This window comes from Bacillus halotolerans, assembly GCF_001517105.1.
In the GTDB taxonomy this organism is placed as follows: domain Bacteria; phylum Bacillota; class Bacilli; order Bacillales; family Bacillaceae; genus Bacillus; species Bacillus halotolerans.
The window spans coordinates 805,063-825,070 of sequence record NZ_LPVF01000008.1 but is presented as its reverse complement, the minus strand read 5'-3'; the positions used below and the strand labels follow the sequence as shown (position 1 = coordinate 825,070).

17 protein-coding genes and 1 riboswitch are annotated in these 20,008 nt (G+C 46.1%); of the genes, 14 read left to right on the top strand and 3 right to left on the bottom strand.

Features of this window, described 5'->3' with window-relative positions; genetic code table 11:
• Entirely contained in the window at window positions 1-1,284 is a 1,284-nt protein-coding gene (locus tag AU387_RS06615) for an MFS transporter (RefSeq protein WP_059335238.1), read from the bottom strand.
• 210 nt (window positions 1,285-1,494) lie between these two features.
• Here AU387_RS06615 and AU387_RS06610 point away from each other — a divergent pair, with 210 nt between their 5' ends.
• The 5 genes from AU387_RS06610 to AU387_RS06590 all read left to right on the top strand — a co-directional run bounded on the left by AU387_RS06610 (window position 1,495) and on the right by AU387_RS06590 (window position 7,891).
• Window positions 1,495-2,175: a hypothetical protein gene (locus AU387_RS06610; protein ID WP_059335237.1), complete on the top strand. Its 681-nt coding sequence runs from the start codon at window positions 1,495-1,497 to the stop codon at window positions 2,173-2,175.
• 96 nt (window positions 2,176-2,271) lie between these two features.
• Window positions 2,272-3,105 carry a BglG family transcription antiterminator LicT gene (licT, locus tag AU387_RS06605; protein ID WP_059335236.1) on the top strand — a complete coding sequence of 278 codons (834 nt, stop codon included), beginning with the start codon at window positions 2,272-2,274 and terminating at the stop codon, window positions 3,103-3,105.
• Between the two features lie 310 nt (window positions 3,106-3,415).
• On the top strand, window positions 3,416-5,248 hold the full coding sequence (locus AU387_RS06600) for a beta-glucoside-specific PTS transporter subunit IIABC (protein WP_059335235.1): 1,833 nt from the start codon (window positions 3,416-3,418) through the stop codon (window positions 5,246-5,248).
• A 19-nt stretch (window positions 5,249-5,267) separates the two neighbouring features.
• Window positions 5,268-6,686 (top strand): glycoside hydrolase family 1 protein, encoded by a 1,419-nt coding sequence (locus AU387_RS06595; RefSeq protein ID WP_059335234.1) that lies wholly within the window; start codon window positions 5,268-5,270, stop codon window positions 6,684-6,686.
• Between the two features lie 98 nt (window positions 6,687-6,784).
• Window positions 6,785-7,891, top strand: a complete 1,107-nt coding sequence (locus tag AU387_RS06590; protein ID WP_059335233.1) for a hypothetical protein — start codon at window positions 6,785-6,787, stop codon at window positions 7,889-7,891.
• 44 nt (window positions 7,892-7,935) lie between these two features.
• Here the strand turns inward: AU387_RS06590 and citH are convergent, their stop codons facing one another.
• The gene (citH, locus tag AU387_RS06585) at window positions 7,936-9,216 is read right to left on the bottom strand and encodes a citrate transporter CitH (RefSeq protein ID WP_059335232.1); all 1,281 of its coding nucleotides are present in this window, start codon (window positions 9,214-9,216) and stop codon (window positions 7,936-7,938) included.
• Between the two features lie 208 nt (window positions 9,217-9,424).
• Between citH and AU387_RS06580 the strand changes: the two genes are divergently transcribed.
• The 3 genes from AU387_RS06580 (at window position 9,425) to AU387_RS06570 (ending at window position 12,645) form a co-directional block, all read left to right on the top strand.
• Window positions 9,425-11,485, top strand: coding sequence for a catalase (locus AU387_RS06580; protein ID WP_059335231.1), 2,061 nt, complete (start codon window positions 9,425-9,427; stop codon window positions 11,483-11,485).
• Window positions 11,486-11,534: 49 nt separating this feature from the next.
• The gene (locus AU387_RS06575) at window positions 11,535-11,822 is read left to right on the top strand and encodes a hypothetical protein (protein WP_044160029.1); all 288 of its coding nucleotides are present in this window, start codon (window positions 11,535-11,537) and stop codon (window positions 11,820-11,822) included.
• A gap of 148 nt (window positions 11,823-11,970) precedes the next feature.
• The gene (locus tag AU387_RS06570) at window positions 11,971-12,645 is read left to right on the top strand and encodes a DUF3298 and DUF4163 domain-containing protein (protein ID WP_044160028.1); all 675 of its coding nucleotides are present in this window, start codon (window positions 11,971-11,973) and stop codon (window positions 12,643-12,645) included.
• Window positions 12,646-12,687: 42 nt separating this feature from the next.
• On the opposite strand, the gene AU387_RS06565 is transcribed toward AU387_RS06570, so the two are convergent.
• Window positions 12,688-13,881: a NupC/NupG family nucleoside CNT transporter gene (locus tag AU387_RS06565; RefSeq protein WP_059335230.1), complete on the bottom strand. Its 1,194-nt coding sequence runs from the start codon at window positions 13,879-13,881 to the stop codon at window positions 12,688-12,690.
• A 127-nt stretch (window positions 13,882-14,008) separates the two neighbouring features.
• Window positions 14,009-14,110: riboswitch (purine riboswitch) on the bottom strand.
• 144 nt (window positions 14,111-14,254) lie between these two features.
• Here AU387_RS06565 and AU387_RS06560 point away from each other — a divergent pair.
• The 6 genes from AU387_RS06560 (at window position 14,255) to AU387_RS06535 (ending at window position 19,929) form a co-directional block, all read left to right on the top strand.
• Window positions 14,255-15,007, top strand: a complete 753-nt coding sequence (locus AU387_RS06560; protein ID WP_059335229.1) for a (S)-benzoin forming benzil reductase — start codon at window positions 14,255-14,257, stop codon at window positions 15,005-15,007.
• A gap of 225 nt (window positions 15,008-15,232) precedes the next feature.
• Window positions 15,233-16,075, top strand: coding sequence for a methyltransferase domain-containing protein (locus AU387_RS06555; protein ID WP_059335377.1), 843 nt, complete (start codon window positions 15,233-15,235; stop codon window positions 16,073-16,075).
• Window positions 16,076-16,307: 232 nt separating this feature from the next.
• Window positions 16,308-17,747 carry a GntP family permease gene (locus tag AU387_RS06550; protein ID WP_059335228.1) on the top strand — a complete coding sequence of 480 codons (1,440 nt, stop codon included), beginning with the start codon at window positions 16,308-16,310 and terminating at the stop codon, window positions 17,745-17,747.
• Window positions 17,748-17,771: 24 nt separating this feature from the next.
• On the top strand, window positions 17,772-18,485 hold the full coding sequence (locus AU387_RS06545; protein ID WP_044160025.1) for a CoA transferase subunit A: 714 nt from the start codon (window positions 17,772-17,774) through the stop codon (window positions 18,483-18,485).
• Complete coding sequence (locus AU387_RS06540; RefSeq protein ID WP_059335227.1) at window positions 18,482-19,138, top strand: CoA transferase subunit B; 657 nt, start codon at window positions 18,482-18,484, stop codon at window positions 19,136-19,138. Before AU387_RS06545 ends, AU387_RS06540 begins: the two co-directional genes overlap by 4 nt.
• 17 nt (window positions 19,139-19,155) lie before the next feature.
• Complete coding sequence (locus tag AU387_RS06535) at window positions 19,156-19,929, top strand: 3-hydroxybutyrate dehydrogenase (protein WP_059292226.1); 774 nt, start codon at window positions 19,156-19,158, stop codon at window positions 19,927-19,929.
• The last annotated feature ends 79 nt before the right edge of the window (window positions 19,930-20,008 follow it).

Below are 20,008 nucleotides of genomic sequence, written 5' to 3'. Positions count from 1 at the left end.
TCAAAGGGGCAGGTCGTTTTCGTGATGGCTGACATTGGTGCTGTTTTCTTCCGGCACAAAGGCAAGAATCACAATGCCGATCACAAACAAAATGATCAGGCTGAACACCGCGGTCGATGATTTTCCGGTAAGCTGGGCGGTAACGGCGATGAGCAGCGGCCCCATAATCGAGGCGAATTTTCCGAAAATGTTGTAGAAGCCGAAGAATTCATTTGCATGGTGTTTCGGGACGAGCTTGGCGAAATAGGAGCGGCTTAATGCTTGAATGCCGCCCTGCGAGGTGGCGACAAGCATGGCTAGAATCCAGAAATCAAGCGTCGTTTCCAGAAAATACGCATATAGGCAGACAATCATATAAATGACGATGCCAACGTACAGCATTGTTTTCCCCGTGAAGCGCTCCGCCAGTCTTCCGTATAAAATGGCAAACGGCGCGGCGACGACCTGAGTGACAAACAGGATGATCAGGAGACTTGTGGAGCTGATGCCCAAGTCTGACCCGTAGGACGTCGACATCGTAATAATGGTGCCGACTCCGTCGATATAAAAGAAATAAGCGAGCAGAAAGAGGAACAGCGCCCGGTACTGCCGGATCCGTTTCATCGTTTGCCCGAGGCGTTTAAAGCTGTTGGCTATGATGCGGGGTTCTCTTTTGATGTAATAGCGCTGATGAACGTGTTTCAGCATCGGAATGGTAAACAGCCCCCACCAAGCGGCCGTTATAAAAAAGGACAGCTGGCTTGCGCCAGACACAGACATCGGAATCGTTTCTGCCTGTGCGAGCAGGATCACGGCGATGCTGAGGATAAATGGGATCGTGCTGCCGATATAGCCTAAGCCAAAGCCGCGGGCGGAGACGAGATTCATTCGCTCCTCAGGCGTGACGTCAACGAGGAAGGCGTCGTAGAATACATTGGCGCCGGAAAAACCGACAGCCGATATGGTGTAGAACAGCAGCAAAAGCAGCCAATGTTCACTTGGAATAAAGGCAAGCGCCGCGGTGCTGGCGACACCCGCTGACACAAAGAAGCCGAAGAACTTTTTTTTGCAGCCTTCATAGTCGGCGATGGTTCCTAAAATCGGGCCGAGCATGGCGAGAATAAAGGTAGAAATCGCTATCGTATAACCTAAATAAGCAGTTGATTGAGCAGCGCTGACACCGCCTTCCGCAGCGGCTGATTTATAAAACAACGGAAATACCGCGGTTGTGACGACAATGGAATAAGCAGAGTTAGCCCAGTCATATACAACCCAGCTGTTTTCTTGTTTCGTAAAACGTTTCATCTGCAGAGCCCCTCCCCAGTAACGATACTTCTATTGTACGAGAAACCGCATAGAAAAGGATGGAACCGCGGTCAATTTTTACAAAATGTTTATGTTCTATACAGGTCAAATAATACTTTTGGTTTATTGCTGACACATCATATATCTGGTACGATTTAACTATATTTTGCCGCATTTTCCAGAAGAGTTTCAGCAGAGAGGAGACAGAGCATGAGGCGAATAGGCTTGTTGATAAGCCTGCTGGTCGCTGTTCTTGCGATGAGCGCATGTGAAAGCGAAAGCAATGTTCAGACCGCCGCCCATCATGATCAAAAGGCGATCAAACAAAGCATGATAAAATCACTGGGCAGCAAGAAAAAGCAAGACTTTCAGACCCTATCAAACGATATGCAGCTGGCGGTTGTTTTCAGTTCTATGGTACACGTAAGCGAGACGTTTGATTATGGGATCGGCAACCCTGAATATTTCATTCGCAGCAGCATGACAGAAGAGGAAGCAGATATAGCGAAGAAAAATCTTGAATCCATTAAACTCGAAAACGGCCGGCTCAAAAAACAAAACAGAGAGGCATTCGCAATGCTTCAGAAAACCCGCAATCAAGAAAAGAGCCGCAATGAGAATCAGCAGCTTAAAGACAATAGAGACACCTTTTTTGAGATTACCGGCAGCATGATCGCTCTCATCAATCAAGTCACACCGAAAAACGCTAAACAAACAAGAAAACAGCTGGATCAGCTGAAAAAACAATATACGAAATACAATGCCGAAAGCATCAGCTTAATGAATGGCATAGTCAAGAAGCAGGGGGCAGACAAGGAATCCTTTGAACGCCATCTTGAGGCGCTGCTTCAGAAACAGAGCGGGCAGACGGTGCTGAGTGAAGGATATTGACCGGATCGCTGCTCTTTCCCTGAAGATATTGACCTAGTACAAAAAGAATGTACAATCAAGGTGTAGTCTGTTCTTAGCTGATTGGAGGGACATGTCATGAAGATTGCGAAGGTGATCAACAATAACGTGATCAGTGTGGTCAATGAACAAGGGAGCGAATTGGTCATCATGGGCAGAGGGCTCGCGTTCCAAAAAAAGTCCGGCGACGAGGTCGATGAAGCACGCATTGAGAAGGTGTTCACTCTCGATAACAAGGATGTATCAGAGAAATTTAAAACCCTTTTGTATGAAATACCGCTTGAATGTATGGAAGTGTGTGAGGACATTATCAGCTATGCGAAATTACAGCTTGGAAAAAAGCTGAACGACAGCATCTACGTGTCGCTGACCGATCATATTAACTTTGCCATACAGCGCAATAAAAAGGGTCTTGATATCAAAAATGCGTTGCTGTGGGAAACCAAACGGCTGTACAAAGATGAGTTTGCGGTCGGCAAAGAAGCGCTGCACATGGTGAAAAACAAGACAGGTGTTTCCCTGCCGGAGGATGAAGCAGGTTTTATTGCCCTCCATATCGTGAATGCCGAACTCAATGAAGAGATGCCCAATATCATCAACATTACAAAAGTGATGCAAGAGATTTTAAGTATTGTAAAATATCATTTTAATATTGAATTTGATGAAGAATCGCTGCATTATTATCGGTTTGTCACTCACCTGAAGTTTTTCGCGCAGCGTCTTTTTAACGGAACCTACCTGGAAAGCCAGGACGATTTTTTGCTGGAAACGGTGAAAGAAAAATATCATCGCGCGTATGACTGCACGAAGAAAATCAAAACGTATATGGAACACGAATATGAACACAAACTCACCAGGGACGAGCTGCTGTACTTAACGATTCATATTGAAAGGGTCGTCAAACAAACATGATGAAAGCGTTGACATTTTTATTTTCGTGTGTTAATTTCTTCTTACATCAATATATTATGATTTTAGGATTGTTACTGATAAGCAGGCAAAACCTAAATTACGATGAGTGCGGAGGATCTCTGTCTGCGCTAGTGGTAATTTAGGTTTTTATTTTTTTCAGGGGATGGTGATGGAGCAAAATTGAAGAAAAATCGAATGATGAAGTTTTATAGGATTGTTACTGGTCAGCAGGCAAAACCTAAACTACTTGTTCCTATTGTGGCAGGGGTAGTTTAGGTTTTTTATTTTTCAGCGGAAGGGATGAGGGGAAATGGGGATTCAGGCAGCGGCCAGAGACATTTTACAATTGGTCGGCGGGGAAGAAAATGTGCGTTCACTTGTACATTGTGCGACGCGCTTGCGTTTTACGCTGAACGACCGCTCAAAAGCAGACAAAGAAAAAATAGAAGCTTTAGACGATGTCGTGACTGTTGTGGAAAGCGGCGGGCAGTTTCAGGTGGTCATCGGTAATCATGTTTCCGAGGTGTATCGCGAGATTGGAAAGATATCAAGTGTGCTGCAGGATGACCAAACAGAGCGTTCTGCTCAGAAAGGGAATCTGTTCGGCCGTCTGGTTGATATCGTATCGAGCATTTTTACGCCTTTGCTTGGCGTGATGGCGGGAGCGGGAATTTTAAAGGGCCTGCTTATGATCTGTACAAATGCCGGCTGGCTCAAAACTGAGGATACAACTTACACGATTTTATATGCCGCCGCGGACAGCCTGTTTTATTTTCTGCCATTGCTGCTTGCGATTACAGCTGCCCGAAAATTCGGCGCAAACGTGTTTGTGTCTGTCACGGTTGCGGGGGCGCTCATCTATCCAACCATTATTGAACTGAAGAATGGCAATGCGGATACCGATTTTTTTGGCATTCCCGTTGTTTTAATGAATTACACATCAACCGTTATACCGATCATCCTGGCGATTTTCGTGATGAGCTGCATGGAGAAGTTTCTAAACAGGCTGATTCATGACAGTGTAAAAACCTTCATCACGCCGCTGATCTGTTTAGTGATGGTCGTGCCGCTCACATTAATCGTGTTCGGGCCGATTGGCGTAAATGCCGGAAATGGCATCGCGGCTGTGATTCTGGCGATCTTTCATTTTAATCCGATGCTGGCCGGTGCCGTGATCGCAGCCCTTTGGCAGATCCTTGTCATCTTTGGCATTCACTGGGGCATCGTGCCGGTTATTTTAAACAATATTGCGGTCAACGGGCAGGATTCTATCAAACCGGCTACAGCAGCAGCTGTGTTTGCCCAAACAGGTGCCGCCATCGGAGTCATGTTAAAAACGAAAAATAAAAAATTGAAGGCACTTGCGGGTTCCGCCGCAGTCACCGGAATTTTCGGCATTACGGAGCCTGCCGTTTATGGGGTGACGCTCAGACTGAAAAAACCTTTTGTATGCGGTGTCATCAGTGCGGCTGTTGGCGGGGCGATTATCGGGCAGGCTCACAGTGTGGCCATCGCTTCAGGTGCGCCGGGTCTATTGACCATCCCGATTTTCTACGGACAGGGGTTTGCAGGCTTTATCTTGGGAATCTCGGTATCTTTTATTCTCTCAATCATCCTAACGTACATTGTCGGATTTGAAGATCCCGCGGAAAAAGCAGATGCCAAAACGGAACCGCCAGCACCTGCCACACATCATGAGCAGATCAGCAGTCCATTAGAAGGAAGCGTGATTCCGTTAGCGGAAGTGAAGGATAAGGTGTTCGCATCGGAGACGCTTGGAAAGGGAATTGCGATTTTGCCGGAGAAAGGCCGGCTGGTGGCTCCGGCAGATGGCGTGATAACGACTGTTTTCCCGACTGGCCATGCATTCGGCATGATCACCCATCAGGAAACAGAAATCCTGATTCACCTCGGATTTGATACGGTGAAGCTGGAAGGTAAACACTTTTATCCTAAAGTAGTGCAGGGGCAAGCCGTCAAACAAGGCGATCTGCTGGCTGAATTTGATTTAGAGGAGTTAATAAAGGCAGGGTTTGATATGAACACGCCGATCATCATCACAAACACAGATCAATATACCGACGTCATTCAAACTGATCAAAAGCAAGTCAAAACAGAAGAAAGAATTCTTTCTTTAATCTAAAGCATTGGAGGAACAGACGATGAACTATAACAAACTTGCGGCATTTCCGGAGAACTTTTTGTGGGGAGCATCAACTTCTGCTTATCAGGTTGAAGGCGCGTGGAACGAAGATGGAAAGGGACCTTCAGTGATTGACGCCCGCGACAGCTATCCTGAGGGAACGACTGATTTTAAGGTAGCCAGCGATCATTATCACCGTTATAAAGAAGACGTTGCGCTGTTTGCTGAAATGGGCTTTAAAGCATACCGTTTTTCTATCGCCTGGACGCGCATTATTCCTGATGGCGACGGAGACATCAATCCAAAAGGGATTGAATTTTACAGCAATCTGATTGATGAGCTGCTCAAATATAAGATTGAACCGATCGTCACGATGTATCACTTTGATCTGCCGAATGCATTGCAGGAAAAAGGAGGCTGGTCAAAGCGATCTGTAATTGACGCTTTTGAACGGTATTCGAAGGTGCTGTTTGAACACTTCGGTGACCGTGTCAAGTACTGGCTGACAATCAATGAACAAAACATGATGATCCTGCATGGAAGTGCACTGGGCACACTTGATCCGAATCTGAAAAACCCGAAAAAAGAACTGTATCAGCAAAATCACCACATGCTGGTGGCACAGGCGAAGGCTATGAATCTATGCCATGAGATGCTGCCGGAAGCCAAGATCGGTCCAGCTCCGAACATTGCGCTGATTTACCCGGCATCTTCAAAACCGGAAGATGTTGTCGCAGCCTTCAACTACAATGCAATCCGCAACTGGCTCTATTTAGATATGGCAGTTCACGGGCGTTATAACACGACAGCTTGGGCATATATGAAAGAAAAAGGCTATACGCCAGTCATTAAAGATGGTGATATGGAGATTCTGCGATCTGCGAAGCCTGATTTTATCGCATTTAACTACTACACGTCTCAAACGGCGGAAGCAAGCAGAGGCGACGGCTCGGACGAAGCAGCGCGCGGAGGAGACCAGCATTTGAAAACGGGAGAAGACGGCGTCTACCGCGGCAGTGCCAACCCGAACCTGGAGAAAAACGATTTCGGCTGGGAAATTGATCCGGTTGGCTTCCGTTCCACACTTCGTGAAATCTATGATCGCTACCAGCTGCCATTGATCATCACAGAAAACGGGTTAGGCGCTTTCGATCAACTCGAAGAAAACGATACGGTTAATGACGATTACCGGATTGATTATGTAAAGCAGCACATTGAACAGATCCAGTGGGCCATTACAGACGGTGTTGACGTATTCGGCTACTCACCGTGGTCTGCGATTGACTTAATTTCCACCCACCAGGGCTGTTCTAAACGCTACGGCTTCATCTATGTCAATCGTGATGAATTCGACCTGAAAGACCTGCGCCGTATTCGCAAGAAAAGCTTTTATTGGTATAAAGAGCTGATTGCTTCGAATGGCGCGTCATCGAAATGATAGAAAAAATAAACAATTTATGAAAATAAATATATTTATGTAAATGATCCGAGCCCCTTGCCGATATGTATAGTATAAAATTGGAAAGGGGTTTGTATATGAAGAACAAAAAAATTGTTTCACTGCCTTTTTTGTGTACTGTGTTGCTTGTTGTTTTTAGCTTATGTCTGAATTCAAATGCTGCCTCAGCGCAAAGTGTGTTAAAAGATAAACCAATTATGGAGCAGCAGGAAAAACTGAAAAAACAAAAGGAAACTGAGGGTGTTTCATTAAATCAAGCGAAGCAAGTAAGCTTTAAAACGGACAATACAACAGAAAAGCTGAAAGTGAAGAAGCCTTCGAATGAGAATGGTTTTAAAACAAGTTCCATGTACAACTCCGATGACCAGGTTTTCAATACAACCTCTGTCCTTGATGAAAATAATCCTGATGATATGTACTTTTTCAGTACTTCGTCAGATCGAACCCTTATCACAAGAATTCTTTCAGACAACAGCGATTACCATCTGAAATTGTATGTTGTCAATTGGGATACAGGAGAAGCTCAGCCGTCTAATATATCTATGGCAGCAGGGAACTTAGTGCTTTTAAAAGAGCTTCCCGCTGGCGATTATATGATCCGGGTTTACTCTGAAGGAACGACGGGAGATTCATATAACATTCAGTTAAACGCGAAAAACCCTTCAAATTATTCAAGTGTAAAATCGGTAACGTCTAATTTACAAGCCTTTGTTGCTGAGTATGGAGACGGTTCCGTTTATGCTAATGGTACACTGCTGTACAATTCTAGTACGAAAACATCTTCATTAGACTGGGAAAGAGAATATTATTTTTCCTATGGAGGCGGGTATAATCAGCGCACCCATTCCATTTCTGATGTGAAGGTTAAAAATATTTCTGACCCTGTCACTTATCATTCGAGTTATGCAAGTTCAAGCTCAGCCATCATGGTTTACTTAGACACAGGCACGCTTTTTATGCATCATGTATCAGCTTATCAGTCCGGGGTAGGTTATGATGATTCTTTCCTTGATACGTTAGGTAAAAAAACACCTAGAAGGCTTGATGCGGATGATCAGAACTATGGGGACCATATATTAATCGTTGATCTGAAAACCGGCAAAGCGATAGACTTTTTCAGTGTTTTAAATTACTACTATGCTTCAGGTGCTGAAAGCTTGCCTGTCATAAAATATATCAATTAAATTACCAAAAGAGGATTTCCGGAAGCGGAAATCCTTTTCTCACATTAAAATGAAATAATCCCAATCAGCAGTGCCGCAATCGTCATCACAATGGTTGTTCCCACGGCCCATTTGATCGTGAATTTTTGATGGTCGCCAAAGCTGACGCCCGCCATTCCGACCAATAAATAAGTGGAAGGAACGAGAGGACTGAGCAAATGCACAGGCTGGCCCAGCAAAGAGGCTCTGCCGATTTCTGCGGCATCTATTCCGTAAGCAGCGGCGGCTTCTGTGATAATCGGCAGAACACCGAAGTAAAAGGCGTCATTCGACATAAAAAAGGTAAATGGCATGCTGACGATGGCAGTAATCAAGGGCAGATGCGGGCCCATGGCGTCAGGGATGAGTGATACGAGAGAATGCGCCATCGCGTCTACCATTTTTGTGCCCGACAAAATGCCTGTGAAAATGCCGGCGGCAAACACCATGGAGACAACGTTTAACGCATTTCCTGCATGCGCTGAGATCCGCTTTTGCTGCTCTTTGACATTTGGATAGTTCACCATCAAGGCGACAGCAAATGCGATCATAAAAAGAACAGGGAGCGGGAGCAGGCTGGTGATCAAAGCCGCCATCAGCACGACAGTCAGCAGCAGGTTAAACCACTGGAGAGCGGGTCGTTTGAGCGGCGCTGTATCCGGATCGGACGCGTGCTGGTGTTCAATTGAAATGACACCGAGCCGTTTCCGTTCTTTTTTTCCAAGAATATAGGCTGCGGCAAGCACCCAGAGAATGCCGGCGATCATAGCAGGAATCAGCGGAGTGAAGACTTCTGACGTGTCCAATTTTAGAGAAGCCAACACCCTTGCAGTCGGTCCTCCCCACGGAATAATATTCATGACTCCCGATCCGAGCATTGCAATTCCCGCCAACACCAGCCGGTTCATGCCGAGCCGTTTGTATAGCGGAAGCATCGCAGCAATGGTAATCATGTACGTTGTTGTCCCATCTCCGTCCAGCGAAATGGTCATCGTCAACACCGCTGTGCCGACAGCGATTTTTAATGGATCTCCTTTGACAAGGGATAAGATTTTGGCAATGAGCGGATCGAACAAACCTGAATCAATCATGATGCCGAAATACAGGATCGCAAATAATAGCATGATGCCTGTCGGAGCGAGACCTGTTACACCCTGAAGCATCATATCGCCCAGGTCTTTGCCGAATCCGCTGATCAGGGCAAACACAACAGGAACGACAATCAAGGCAATAAGAGCGGAAAGCCGGTTAGACATAATAAGATACATGAAGACAATGATCATCACAAAACCGAGTATCGCAAGCACGATATGACCTCCTCCATTCAACAGCACAATTATAGTAAGCGCTTCCACACTTCGAGAAGGCTTATTTCAAATATTTATGACCTCATGTTGACAAGTAGACCTCAAAACCTAGAGAGCAGATGAGCAGTTTATATACAGATCGCCCCGGGTAAATGTGCTGTAGAATGTTTATTTTTTGAGATCTGCAATAGGAAAAGGGGGAGCAGACATGAGTGATGATCAAAACAAACGAGTCAATGAACACTCAAAAGACGAGCAGCTCGAACAGTACAGGGTTGATAACAGCGGAAAGAAAATGACGACAAACCAAGGCGTACGGGTGTCTGAGGACGAACATTCGTTAAAAGCCGGAGTTCGCGGCCCGACGTTGATGGAGGATTTTCACTTTCGGGAGAAGATGACCCATTTTGACCATGAGAGAATCCCTGAACGGATCGTGCACGCGCGCGGGTATGGCGTGCATGGGTTTTTTCAGGTTTATGAACCGATGACAGAATTCACCCGGGCGAAATTTCTTCAGGACCCTTCGGTGAAGACACCGGTATTTGTCCGGTTTTCAACAGTTGCGGGCTCCAAAGGCTCCGCTGACACGGTGCGTGACGCCAGAGGCTTTGCGACGAAATTCTATACCGAAGAAGGAAACTATGATCTAGTAGGCAATAATATCCCGGTGTTCTTTATTCAGGATGCGATCAAATTCCCGGATTTGGTGCATGCGTTTAAGCCTGAGCCGCACAATGAAATGCCCCAGGCCGCGACAGCTCATGATACGTTTTGGGACTTTGTCGCCAATAATCCAGAGTCTGCTCACATGGTGATGTGGACGATGTCTGACAGAGGCATTCCCCGCAGCTACCGGATGATGGAGGGCTTTGGCGTTCACACGTTCCGTTTTGTGAACGAACAAGGAAAGGCGCGTTTCGTGAAATTCCATTGGAAGCCGGTGCTCGGCGTACATTCTCTCGTATGGGATGAAGCGCAGAAAATTGCCGGAAAAGACCCTGATTTCCACCGCCGCGACCTGTGGGAAACGATTGAAAACGGCGGCGTTGTTGAATATGAGCTAGGCGTGCAGATGATAGATGAAGAAGATGAATTCAACTTTGATTTTGATATTCTTGATCCGACGAAGCTTTGGCCGGAAGAGCTTGTACCGGTGAAGATCATTGGGAAAATGACGCTGAACCGCAACCAGGATAATGTGTTTGCGGAAACAGAACAAGTCGCATTCCACCCGGGAAATGTCGTGCCGGGCATCGACTTCACAAATGACCCGCTGCTGCAGGGACGGCTTTTCTCTTATACGGATACACAGCTGATCCGTCTTGGCGGCCCGAACTTCCACGAGATTCCGATTAACCGCCCGGTATGTCCGTTCCATAACAACCAGTACGACGGTTATCACCGGATGACCATCAACAAGGGGCCGGTCGCTTATCATAAAAACTCTCTGCAGAACAATGACCCGTCTCCTGCGTCAGCCGAAGAAGGCGGTTATGTCCACTATCAGGAGAAAGTAGAAGGCAGAAAAATCCGCCAGCGGAGCGACAGTTTCAATAATTACTACTCACAGGCAAAACTGTTCTGGAACAGCATGTCCCCGGTTGAGAAAAAGCACATCATTTCCGCCTTTTGTTTCGAGGTCGGGAAGATCAAAAGCAAAGATGTGCAGCGGCAGGTCGTTGATGTCTTCAGCAATGTCGATGCAGATTTAGCAGAAGAAATCGCCAAAGGAGTAGGCGTGGCGCCGCCGGCGAAACGCAAAGCATCAAAAGAAATCCTTACCTCACCTGCGTTAAGCCAAGCCCGTACAGTGAAAACAGCGTCAACGAGAAAAGTCGCGGTTCTCGCCGGCAATGGTTTTGATGAAAAAGAACTGCAAACAGTGCTGGATGCCTTAAAACAAGAAGGGATCACAGCGGATATCATCAGTCAAGCGCTGGGGTACATCACAAGCGGCGCCGGACAGCAGCTTGAGGTCAGCGGCACATTCCTGACGGTTGATTCTGTTCTGTATGATGCCGTTTATGCCGCAGGAGGACCTGAATTAAAAGAAGATAAACAAGCGATGGCGTTTATCAGAGAAGCCTACAATCACTATAAGACGGTCGGCGCGGCAAACGAAGGAGTTGACCTCCTCAAATCGGCTGTCGGCACAACAGAGGGGCCGGGCGTTGTGTCAGCAAAAGACGAAGATGATTACACCGGCTTCAGCAAAGCGTTTATCGAAGCGGTTGCCGCCCACCGCCATTGGGATAGACGAATTTGATTCGCTCCTGTATCTTAGAGGAAGATACTTTTCATAAGGAGCATGACATATGAACGAAAAACAGCTCGCAGAGGCTTACGAGCGCGACGAAAATATGATGATATTAGTGTTCGCCCAATGGTGTGTGAACCATGATCTTGATCCGTTGGAGTTATATGCCAAAGCATATCCGCAGCAAAAGCTGAATGAAAGCTTGAAAAAAACAGTGGAAGAACTGATCGTGCCGAAGAACGAGTCAGAACACATACCTGACCAGACCGTCATCGCGGTGTTGGAGATGTTTGGGAATATTGATTTGGCACAAGCGGTTCACGAAGTGATTGCCGGGCGTAAATAGTAAAAAAGAGACAATTTATTGTCTCTTTTTTATTGGGAAAATCGAGCAGATAGACCTAGAAACTTCTTTTCACCTCATCAGTCTATAAAAGTGTGCGTTGCAGAAAAAAGGGAATGATAAACAAAGAACATCGAAAAGGGGAGATTGTATGAAATGGAACAAAATGATGAAATGCGCGGTAGCTGCTGCTGTTTTGCTTTTTAGTGTATTTGCATATGCGGCCCCATCTTTACAAGCGGTTCAAGCGAAAACGCCGACTGTCAGCAGCCATACGTACAAAAAGATCAAGGAATTAAAGTATCCTCAGGTTCATCACATCGGGAATGCCGCATTTGAAAAGAACATCAATCAAGAGCTGAAAGCCTATATTGAACAATCGTATCAGGAATACCTGAAAAACAAAAAAGCAGGCGAACAGCAGGGCTTCAACGCGGAATATCAAACATCCTTCAGCGTCAAATATAATGCAGCGGGCAAGCTCAGCATTCAAACGCTCAATTATATCTATTCAGGCGGCGCCCATGGTTTAACGTCTGTTCAGTCCTTCAACTATGACTTGAAAACACAAAAGCGGGTGACGCTGAATCAGATTCTGAATACCAAAACAAAAGTCAGCAAAACGAAAGATTACCTATACAGCTACATCAAAAAACATGACACGCTGTTTTTTCCTGATGTAAAGAAAGAGGATATTACCCTTAACCAAGACACAACGTTTTACTTTACGAAAAACGGGATCGCCATCGTCTTCGGCCAGTATGACTTAGGACCATATGCAGCCGGAATCCGAGATGTGCAGGTGCCTTCCTCTATTTATCAATAATCAAAAGAGCCATATCCTTAAAAGGGATATGGCTCCATGTTTCTACCACACAAACAGGCCGACAATCGCAGCACTTAGTAAAGATACCGCAATTCCGCTGACGAGCAGCTTCCACACGTTTCTCCCGATCACGGTTGATTTTTCGCCGTCAAGGATCGAGTTATACGTTCCGTAAATCATGCCGACAGTACTGAAGTTGGCAAATGACGTCAGGAATGTCGTCGCTACCGCAACTGTGTGAGGCGGTAGTGTTTTCAGATTGTTTTTCAAGTCAAGCATCGCAACAAACTCGTTCGTCGCCAATTTCATTCCCATCAGCTGAGCGACATACATCGCATCGTGTACCGGCAGCCCAAGCAGGAATGCGAACGGACTAAAGAGATAAGCAAAAATCGTCTGGATGGTCAGGCCGTGTACGAAAACGCCAAGAATACCATTGACTGCTGACGTTAACGCCACATATCCAATCACCATTGCCAAAATAACGATCACCATGTTCATGCCGACAAGCATACTGTTAGAAATCGTAGAGAAAAAGTCTTTTTTCTCTTCTTTAGGCGGTGTATAGATGATGTCTTCATCCTCCGGCACATGAACAGGATTCAGCAGGTTTGCGATAATCAGCGCGTTTAAGCAGTTTAAAGGAATCGCTGTAAACACGTATGTCGCCGGAACCATTGACAGGTAAGATCCAATAATGGAGCCGCTGATGCTGCTCATGCTCATTAAGCCAAATGTGAGCAGGCGGTTGTTGTTTAATACTGTGAGCTGCTGGCGAATGACTGCCAGAGCTTCTGTATTTCCCAAGAACATCATTTGAATAGAGAAAAAGCTTTCTAATTTCGGCAAGCGGGAAGCCTTTGAGATCACCCAGCCGATTTTATCGATCAGCCATGGCAAAATGCCGAAATATGTTAAAATGTCAAAGAATGTGACGATGAAAATAATTGGAAGAAGTGCGCTGAAGAAAAAGTCTACCGTTTCATTTGCCATCACAGAAGGGAAGGCAAACGCGATCCCGTCACTGGCACAAGCAATCAGCCAAGTGAAGAAATTTCCAATTTGTCCGATGGCCCAGCTGCCGACTTTTGTCCCCAGCATAAACCAAGTAATCAAAAGCTCCAGAACAATTAACGTAATAATAGGACGCCACTGGATTTTCTGTTTCTGCGGGGAGCATAGGAACACAACTGCCATAATCACAATGAGACCGACAAGGTTTAATAAAAAGTACATGATAGCAACTCCTATGAGGTTTATTATGGAAATGAAAAAAGCCCTTATCCTTCACAAATTCTGGAAGTGCAGAAAGTGTGAAAAATAAGAGCAAACAGAAAAGAACTTGTCCTTTTCAACTCGTTCAAATTTATTCAAACTTTCTTGTAGTCTAGTTTTTTACGGTTACTAGGTAGAAACAATCAGACCTTATTACTGATTATATACAAGAATGTCTTTTTTCTAAGATGATAGCAGTATTTTATCCTTTCACTTTTTGAAAATCAACCTTTTTAACTATTTTCAAAATAATAAATTTATATTTCGAAGTCGAGAAAATAAAGGAAAATCATATTGGATTGCTATGCTGAAATTGTGATCAGGAGGGACAAAAATGAAGCACATCATTATCACCGGCACGTCAAGAGGGATTGGGGAAGCATTAGTTCAGAAACTAATACATGCTGACCATCGGCTTTACTGTATTTCAAGACAGCCTAATCAAAAGCTGATCGACTTGGACAGCAGCTTGCAATATTACTCATTTGATTTGAGAGATAGCCGCGGGTTCGAGGCGCTCTTTGATGAATTGTTTCAGCACATTAGCCTTGATACGGAGCCGGAAGGCATTTATGTAATCAATAATGCCGGTGTACTGGCGCCAATTGGGCCGATCGATCAAAATAAAACGGAGGACATGATAGAAAACCTGCAGGTCAACTTAATTGCACCTATGGTGATCACTTCCCATTTTGTGAAGCACACGAAGCACATCAAAACGGATAAGCGAATCATGAATATCTCGTCAGCTTCAGCTAAATATCTGTTGCCTTCACAAAGCTGCTACAGCACGTCAAAAGCGGCGCTGGATTCATTTTCTAAAAGCATCAGTCTGGAGCAGGCGGATCAGCCGTATCCAGTTAAAATCGCAGCGGTGTATCCCGGGGTGATTGATACCCAGCTGCAAACTGAAATTCGATCCGTTCGTAAAGAGGATTTTCCTACTGTTGATCAATTCATTCAGTTAGAGAAAGAAGGAAGATTGCAGTCTGCTGAAGTAACAGCCCACTTATTAATTGACCTTCTAAACAGCGAGGAGTTCGGGCAGCCGCCTGTCGTTGAGAATCTGGTTCCTATTTCTGGATGATTGATGTATCATAATAGCGGGGAAACCCTCTATGCAGCAAAAAGGAGTTCTTTTTTATGATTATTCAATTCATTCGTTATAGATAATGACAGGTATAGACGACTTTCCAGACCTGGCCAAAAAGTGAGATAGGCCCAGGTTTATTTGTCTATGCCTTTTTCATTTATTTAAAAACGAATGAATGAGGTGTTTTTTGTGTCAAACATAAAGAAGCATGCTGCTTATATGAATCAATTTGTCTCTCAATTTCGATGCCCGATTTGTGATTCTTCTATGAAAGTCACATCATGGAAAAGTTTGATTTGTTTAACGAGCGGGCACACGTTTGATATATCCCGGCATGGGTACGTGAATTTCCTGACAAAGCCGGTCAAAAGCAGCTATCGGGCGGGGCTTTTCGAAGCAAGAAGCCAGCTGATGGCAGAGTATCATTTTTTTGCACCGCTTCATCAGGCAATAGCTGACTTGATCAGTGACCGGAAGTCTGAAAAAGAGACGTTAACCATTTTAGACTGCGGATGCGGTGAGGGGACCCACTTGAAAGCGGTTTGCGATCTGCTTCAAAAGAAGAAAACAGTTCACGGAATTGGAATTGATATTGCCAAGGATGGCATTTTACGGGCTTCAAAAAATAGTGGCGGAATGCTGTGGGCCGTAGCCGATGTAGCTAATGCGCCCTTTCAAGACCGGCAATTTGATGTCATTCTATCGATTTTCTCACCTTCAAATTATGCAGAGTTTCACAGACTGCTGAAAAAAGATGGTTTGGTTATAAAGGTTGTTCCTCAAAAGGATTATTTAACAGAACTAAGGCAGGTTTTATACGCAGATTCAGAAAGACGAACCTATTCCAATACCCCTGCAATTGAGCGTTTTACAACACATTTTCAGCTCGATCATCTGATGAGGCTGCGCTATACCAAAACGCTTCATCAGCAAGGCATAGAATGGCTTCTGAACATGACACCGTTAGCCTGGTCCGCATCGGCTGAAAACATCAACCAGTTTCGAAAAATGGAATCGGCTCAGCTGACAGTTGATGTCGATGTATTAATCGGAACGATATGAGTGATAGAGGAAAGCTCCCAAAAAAGGAGCTTTCCTTTCTTGTTTTCCGCAAAAACGGAAATTTCCACCGGATTGGAATAGCTATCTCGCATTTTCCGTAAATATGGAAGGGGAAAGGCTTGAAATGGTGTTCTGGCAACTGGCACAGAACTTGCATGAGAAATGACGGAAAGGGAGGGGATGTTTTGTAAACGCTTTCCTTTTCTCAGACAAGCGGAAAAGAGGGATGTTTGTGGACATTATTATTATTCTTTTGGCTTTGGGTTTGCTGATGTTTGTCGCCTATCGGGGATTTTCAGTCATTTTGTTTGCTCCGATTTGCGCCTTATTTGCTGTGCTGCTGACGGATCCAAGCTTTGTGCTTCCTTTTTTCTCAACCATATTTATGGAAAAGATGGCGGGGTTTATTAAGCTGTACTTTCCAGTATTTCTGCTTGGCGCCATTTTCGGAAAGGTTGTCGAGATGTCCGGCTTGGCGGCTTCCATTGCGAAGACTATTGTCAGACTGGTTGGGGCGAAACGAGCAACACTCGCTATCGTATTGATGGGCGCCATTTTAACGTACAGCGGAGTCAGCCTGTTTGTTGTCGTCTTTGCTGTATACCCCTTTGCGAAAAATATGTTCAAAGAAGCTGACATCCCGAAGCGCCTCATACCGGGAACGATTGCTCTCGGGGCATTTACCTTTACAATGGATGCACTGCCGGGTACACCGCAAATCCAAAATGTGATTCCTACGACGTTTTTCAAAACAGACATTTACGCCGCCCCTTGGCTTGGTATGATCGGTGCGGTGTTTGTGCTGGCGGCGGGTATGCTCTACTTGGAATCGAGGCGCAAAAAAGCAGAGAAATCGGGCGAAGGTTACGCCGGTTTTCAATCGGAGATTTCTGCCGCGCGTGAGCCATCTGATCTTGCCCCGGAACAAAGCAGGCCGGTCTTAGAGCCTGACACAAGTAAGGTCCGGCACGCACTCGCTTTTGTTCCTCTTATTCTCGTTGGTGTGATGAATAAATGTTTCACCACGTTCCTTCCCAAATGGTATCCGAATGAATTTGATTTTTCCGCCATAGGATTGGGAGAGTTCGGGAAACTTGATATCTCCTCCGCGGTTGCGATTTGGTCAGTGGAGCTTGCCCTCCTGATCGGAATCATCGCAACCATTCTGTTTGATTGGAGAAAAGTGTTTGGACAGCTAAAGGAAGGGCTGAATGAAGGGATCGGCGGCGCTTTGCTTGCATCGATGAATACAGGCGCCGAGTATGGTTTCGGCGGCATCATTGCTGCGCTGCCGGGGTTTCATAAGCTGAGCAGCGGCATTTCACATACGTTTACGGATCCGCTTGTAAACGGAGCTGTGACGACAACAACGCTGGCAGGGATCACCGGATCGGCCTCAGGGGGAATGGGAATCGCGTTAAGCGCGATGTCTGATCAATATTTGAAAGCGATTCAGACCTATCACATACCGCCTGAAGTGATGCACCGGGTCATTTCAATGGCGTCAGGAGGCATGGATACGCTTCCGCATAATGGGGCGGTGATCACCCTGCTGGCTGTGACGGGTCTGACCCATCGCCAATCGTATCGGGATATTTTTGCGATTACTCTCATCAAAACCGCCGCCGTATTTGTGATTATCGCGATTTACAGTTTGACGGGCCTTGTATAGGACAAAACGAAAGGGGAATCAGATATGGGAAAAGTGCTGTCATCGAGTAAGGAAGCCGCAGAACTCATTCGGGAGGGGGATACACTGATCGCGGGCGGATTCGGCCTGTGCGGAATACCCGAGCAGCTCATTCTGGCGATAAGGGATAAAGGGGTAAAGGATTTAACCGTCGTCAGCAATAATTGCGGAGTTGATGATTGGGGGCTCGGCCTGCTGCTGGCAAACAAGCAAATCAAAAAAATGATCGCCTCCTACGTCGGCGAAAACAAAATTTTTGAAAAGCAATTTTTAAGCGGAGAATTGGAAGTGGAATTGGTTCCCCAAGGGACACTCGCTGAAAGAATCCGAGCAGGAGGAGCAGGCATACCGGGATTTTATACAGCCACAGGCGTCGGAACCACCATCGCTGACGGGAAAGAGCATAAAACCTTTGACGGACGCACATATGTGTTAGAAAAAGGAATTACTGGGGACGTCGCCATTGTAAAAGCGTGGAAAGCGGACACCATGGGAAATTTAGTTTTCCGGAAAACGGCAAGAAACTTCAATCCGGTTGCCGCCATGGCGGGAAAGATCACAATTGCTGAGGCAGAAGAAATTGTTGAGGCGGGAGAGCTTGATCCCGACCACATCCACACGCCTGGTATTTACGTACAGCATGTTGTGCTCGGCACACATGAAAAGCGGATTGAAAAACGAACCGTTCAGCAAGCAAAGGGAAAGGAGGCGGCACAATGAAGGAAGCCAGAAAACGAATGGTCAAACGTGCTGTAAAGGAAATAAAAGACGGTATGAACGTCAATCTTGGCATAGGGATGCCGACACTTGTCGCAAATGAGATACCGGAGGGCGTGAATGTGATGCTTCAATCAGAAAACGGTTTGCTCGGGATCGGCCCGTATCCGCTGGAAGGAACGGAAGACCCGGATCTGATAAATGCGGGGAAAGAAACGATCACCGCCGTAACAGGCGCATCCTATTTTGACAGCGCGGAATCCTTTGCGATGATACGAGGCGGGCATATCGACCTGGCCATCCTCGGGGGCATGGAGGTTTCTGAACAAGGGGATTTGGCGAACTGGATGATTCCGGGCAAAATGGTGAAGGGAATGGGCGGCGCTATGGACTTGGTCAACGGGGCTAAGCGAATCGTCGTCATCATGGAGCACGTCAATAAACATGGGGAATCGAAGGTGAAAAAACAATGCTCCCTCCCGCTGACAGGACAGAAAGTCGTTCATCGGCTGATTACTGATCTGGCTGTTTTTGATTTTGATAACGGGCATATGACACTGACTGAGCTCCAGGACGGCGTCACGCTGGAAGAGGTATATGAGAAAACTGAAGCTGACTTCGCCGTGAGCCAGTCAGTCATTCGGCAAAAATTTTGAGCGGGAAGGTGTATGACATGAAAAAACAAGTCGCTCTTGTGACAGGCGCAGCCGGGGGAATCGGATTTGAAATCGCAAAGGAATTCGCCCGGGAAGGCGCCGATGTCATTATTTCAGATCTAAATCCAAAAGCGTGCGGTGAGGCCGCCGCCAAGCTGAACGAGGAAGGCTTTAGCGCCACGGGCATTCCATGTGACGTGACAAAGGAAGAGCAAATCGCTGATATCGTCCATACTATCAAGACCCGATACGGACGTTTGGATACTTTGGTGAATAACGCAGGCATGCAGCATGTCGCGCCGATTGAAGAGTTTCCGACAGAACGGTTTGAACAGCTTATTCGCGTCATGCTGACCGCGCCATTCATCGCAATGAAACATGTCTTTCCCCTTATGAAAAAACAGCAGTTCGGCAGGATCATCAATATCGCGTCTGTGAACGGACTGGTGGGGTTTGCGGGAAAAGCCGCTTATAACAGCGCAAAGCATGGCGTCATTGGGCTGACAAAGGTGGGGGCGCTGGAAGGCGCGCCCCACGGGATTACGGTGAATGCACTCTGCCCGGGATATGTGGACACACAGCTTGTCCGCAATCAGCTGAGCGATCTTTCTAAAACAAGACATGTTCCCTATGAATCGGTTCTGGAAGAGGTGATTTTTCCGCTTGTGCCGCAAAAACGTCTTCTCTCGGTTAAAGAAATTGCTGATTATGCCGTCTTTTTAGCGAGTGAAAAGGCGAAAGGTGTCACAGGGCAGGCGGTCGTGCTGGATGGAGGCTACACAGCTCAATAATAGATTCTTGTATTCATAGGAGGCTCTCGTTTATCATAAGGTTGAAAGCGATTACAAAATGTGACGGGAGCGACAGGGA

Coding starts and splice junctions, on each gene's coding strand:
- AU387_RS06555 (WP_059335377.1), top strand. CDS start 15,233: ATGAATCAATTTGTCTCTCAATTTCGATGCCCGATTTGTGATTCTTCT.
- AU387_RS06575 (WP_044160029.1), top strand. CDS start 11,535: ATGAACGAAAAACAGCTCGCAGAGGCTTACGAGCGCGACGAAAATATG.
- AU387_RS06570 (WP_044160028.1), top strand. CDS start 11,971: ATGAAATGGAACAAAATGATGAAATGCGCGGTAGCTGCTGCTGTTTTG.
- AU387_RS06560 (WP_059335229.1), top strand. CDS start 14,255: ATGAAGCACATCATTATCACCGGCACGTCAAGAGGGATTGGGGAAGCA.
- AU387_RS06615 (WP_059335238.1), bottom strand. CDS start 1,284: ATGAAACGTTTTACGAAACAAGAAAACAGCTGGGTTGTATATGACTGG.
- AU387_RS06610 (WP_059335237.1), top strand. CDS start 1,495: ATGAGGCGAATAGGCTTGTTGATAAGCCTGCTGGTCGCTGTTCTTGCG.
- AU387_RS06600 (WP_059335235.1), top strand. CDS start 3,416: ATGGGGATTCAGGCAGCGGCCAGAGACATTTTACAATTGGTCGGCGGG.
- AU387_RS06590 (WP_059335233.1), top strand. CDS start 6,785: ATGAAGAACAAAAAAATTGTTTCACTGCCTTTTTTGTGTACTGTGTTG.
- AU387_RS06540 (WP_059335227.1), top strand. CDS start 18,482: ATGAAGGAAGCCAGAAAACGAATGGTCAAACGTGCTGTAAAGGAAATA.
- AU387_RS06565 (WP_059335230.1), bottom strand. CDS start 13,881: ATGTACTTTTTATTAAACCTTGTCGGTCTCATTGTGATTATGGCAGTT.
- licT (WP_059335236.1), top strand. CDS start 2,272: ATGAAGATTGCGAAGGTGATCAACAATAACGTGATCAGTGTGGTCAAT.
- AU387_RS06595 (WP_059335234.1), top strand. CDS start 5,268: ATGAACTATAACAAACTTGCGGCATTTCCGGAGAACTTTTTGTGGGGA.
- AU387_RS06535 (WP_059292226.1), top strand. CDS start 19,156: ATGAAAAAACAAGTCGCTCTTGTGACAGGCGCAGCCGGGGGAATCGGA.
- AU387_RS06580 (WP_059335231.1), top strand. CDS start 9,425: ATGAGTGATGATCAAAACAAACGAGTCAATGAACACTCAAAAGACGAG.
- AU387_RS06545 (WP_044160025.1), top strand. CDS start 17,772: ATGGGAAAAGTGCTGTCATCGAGTAAGGAAGCCGCAGAACTCATTCGG.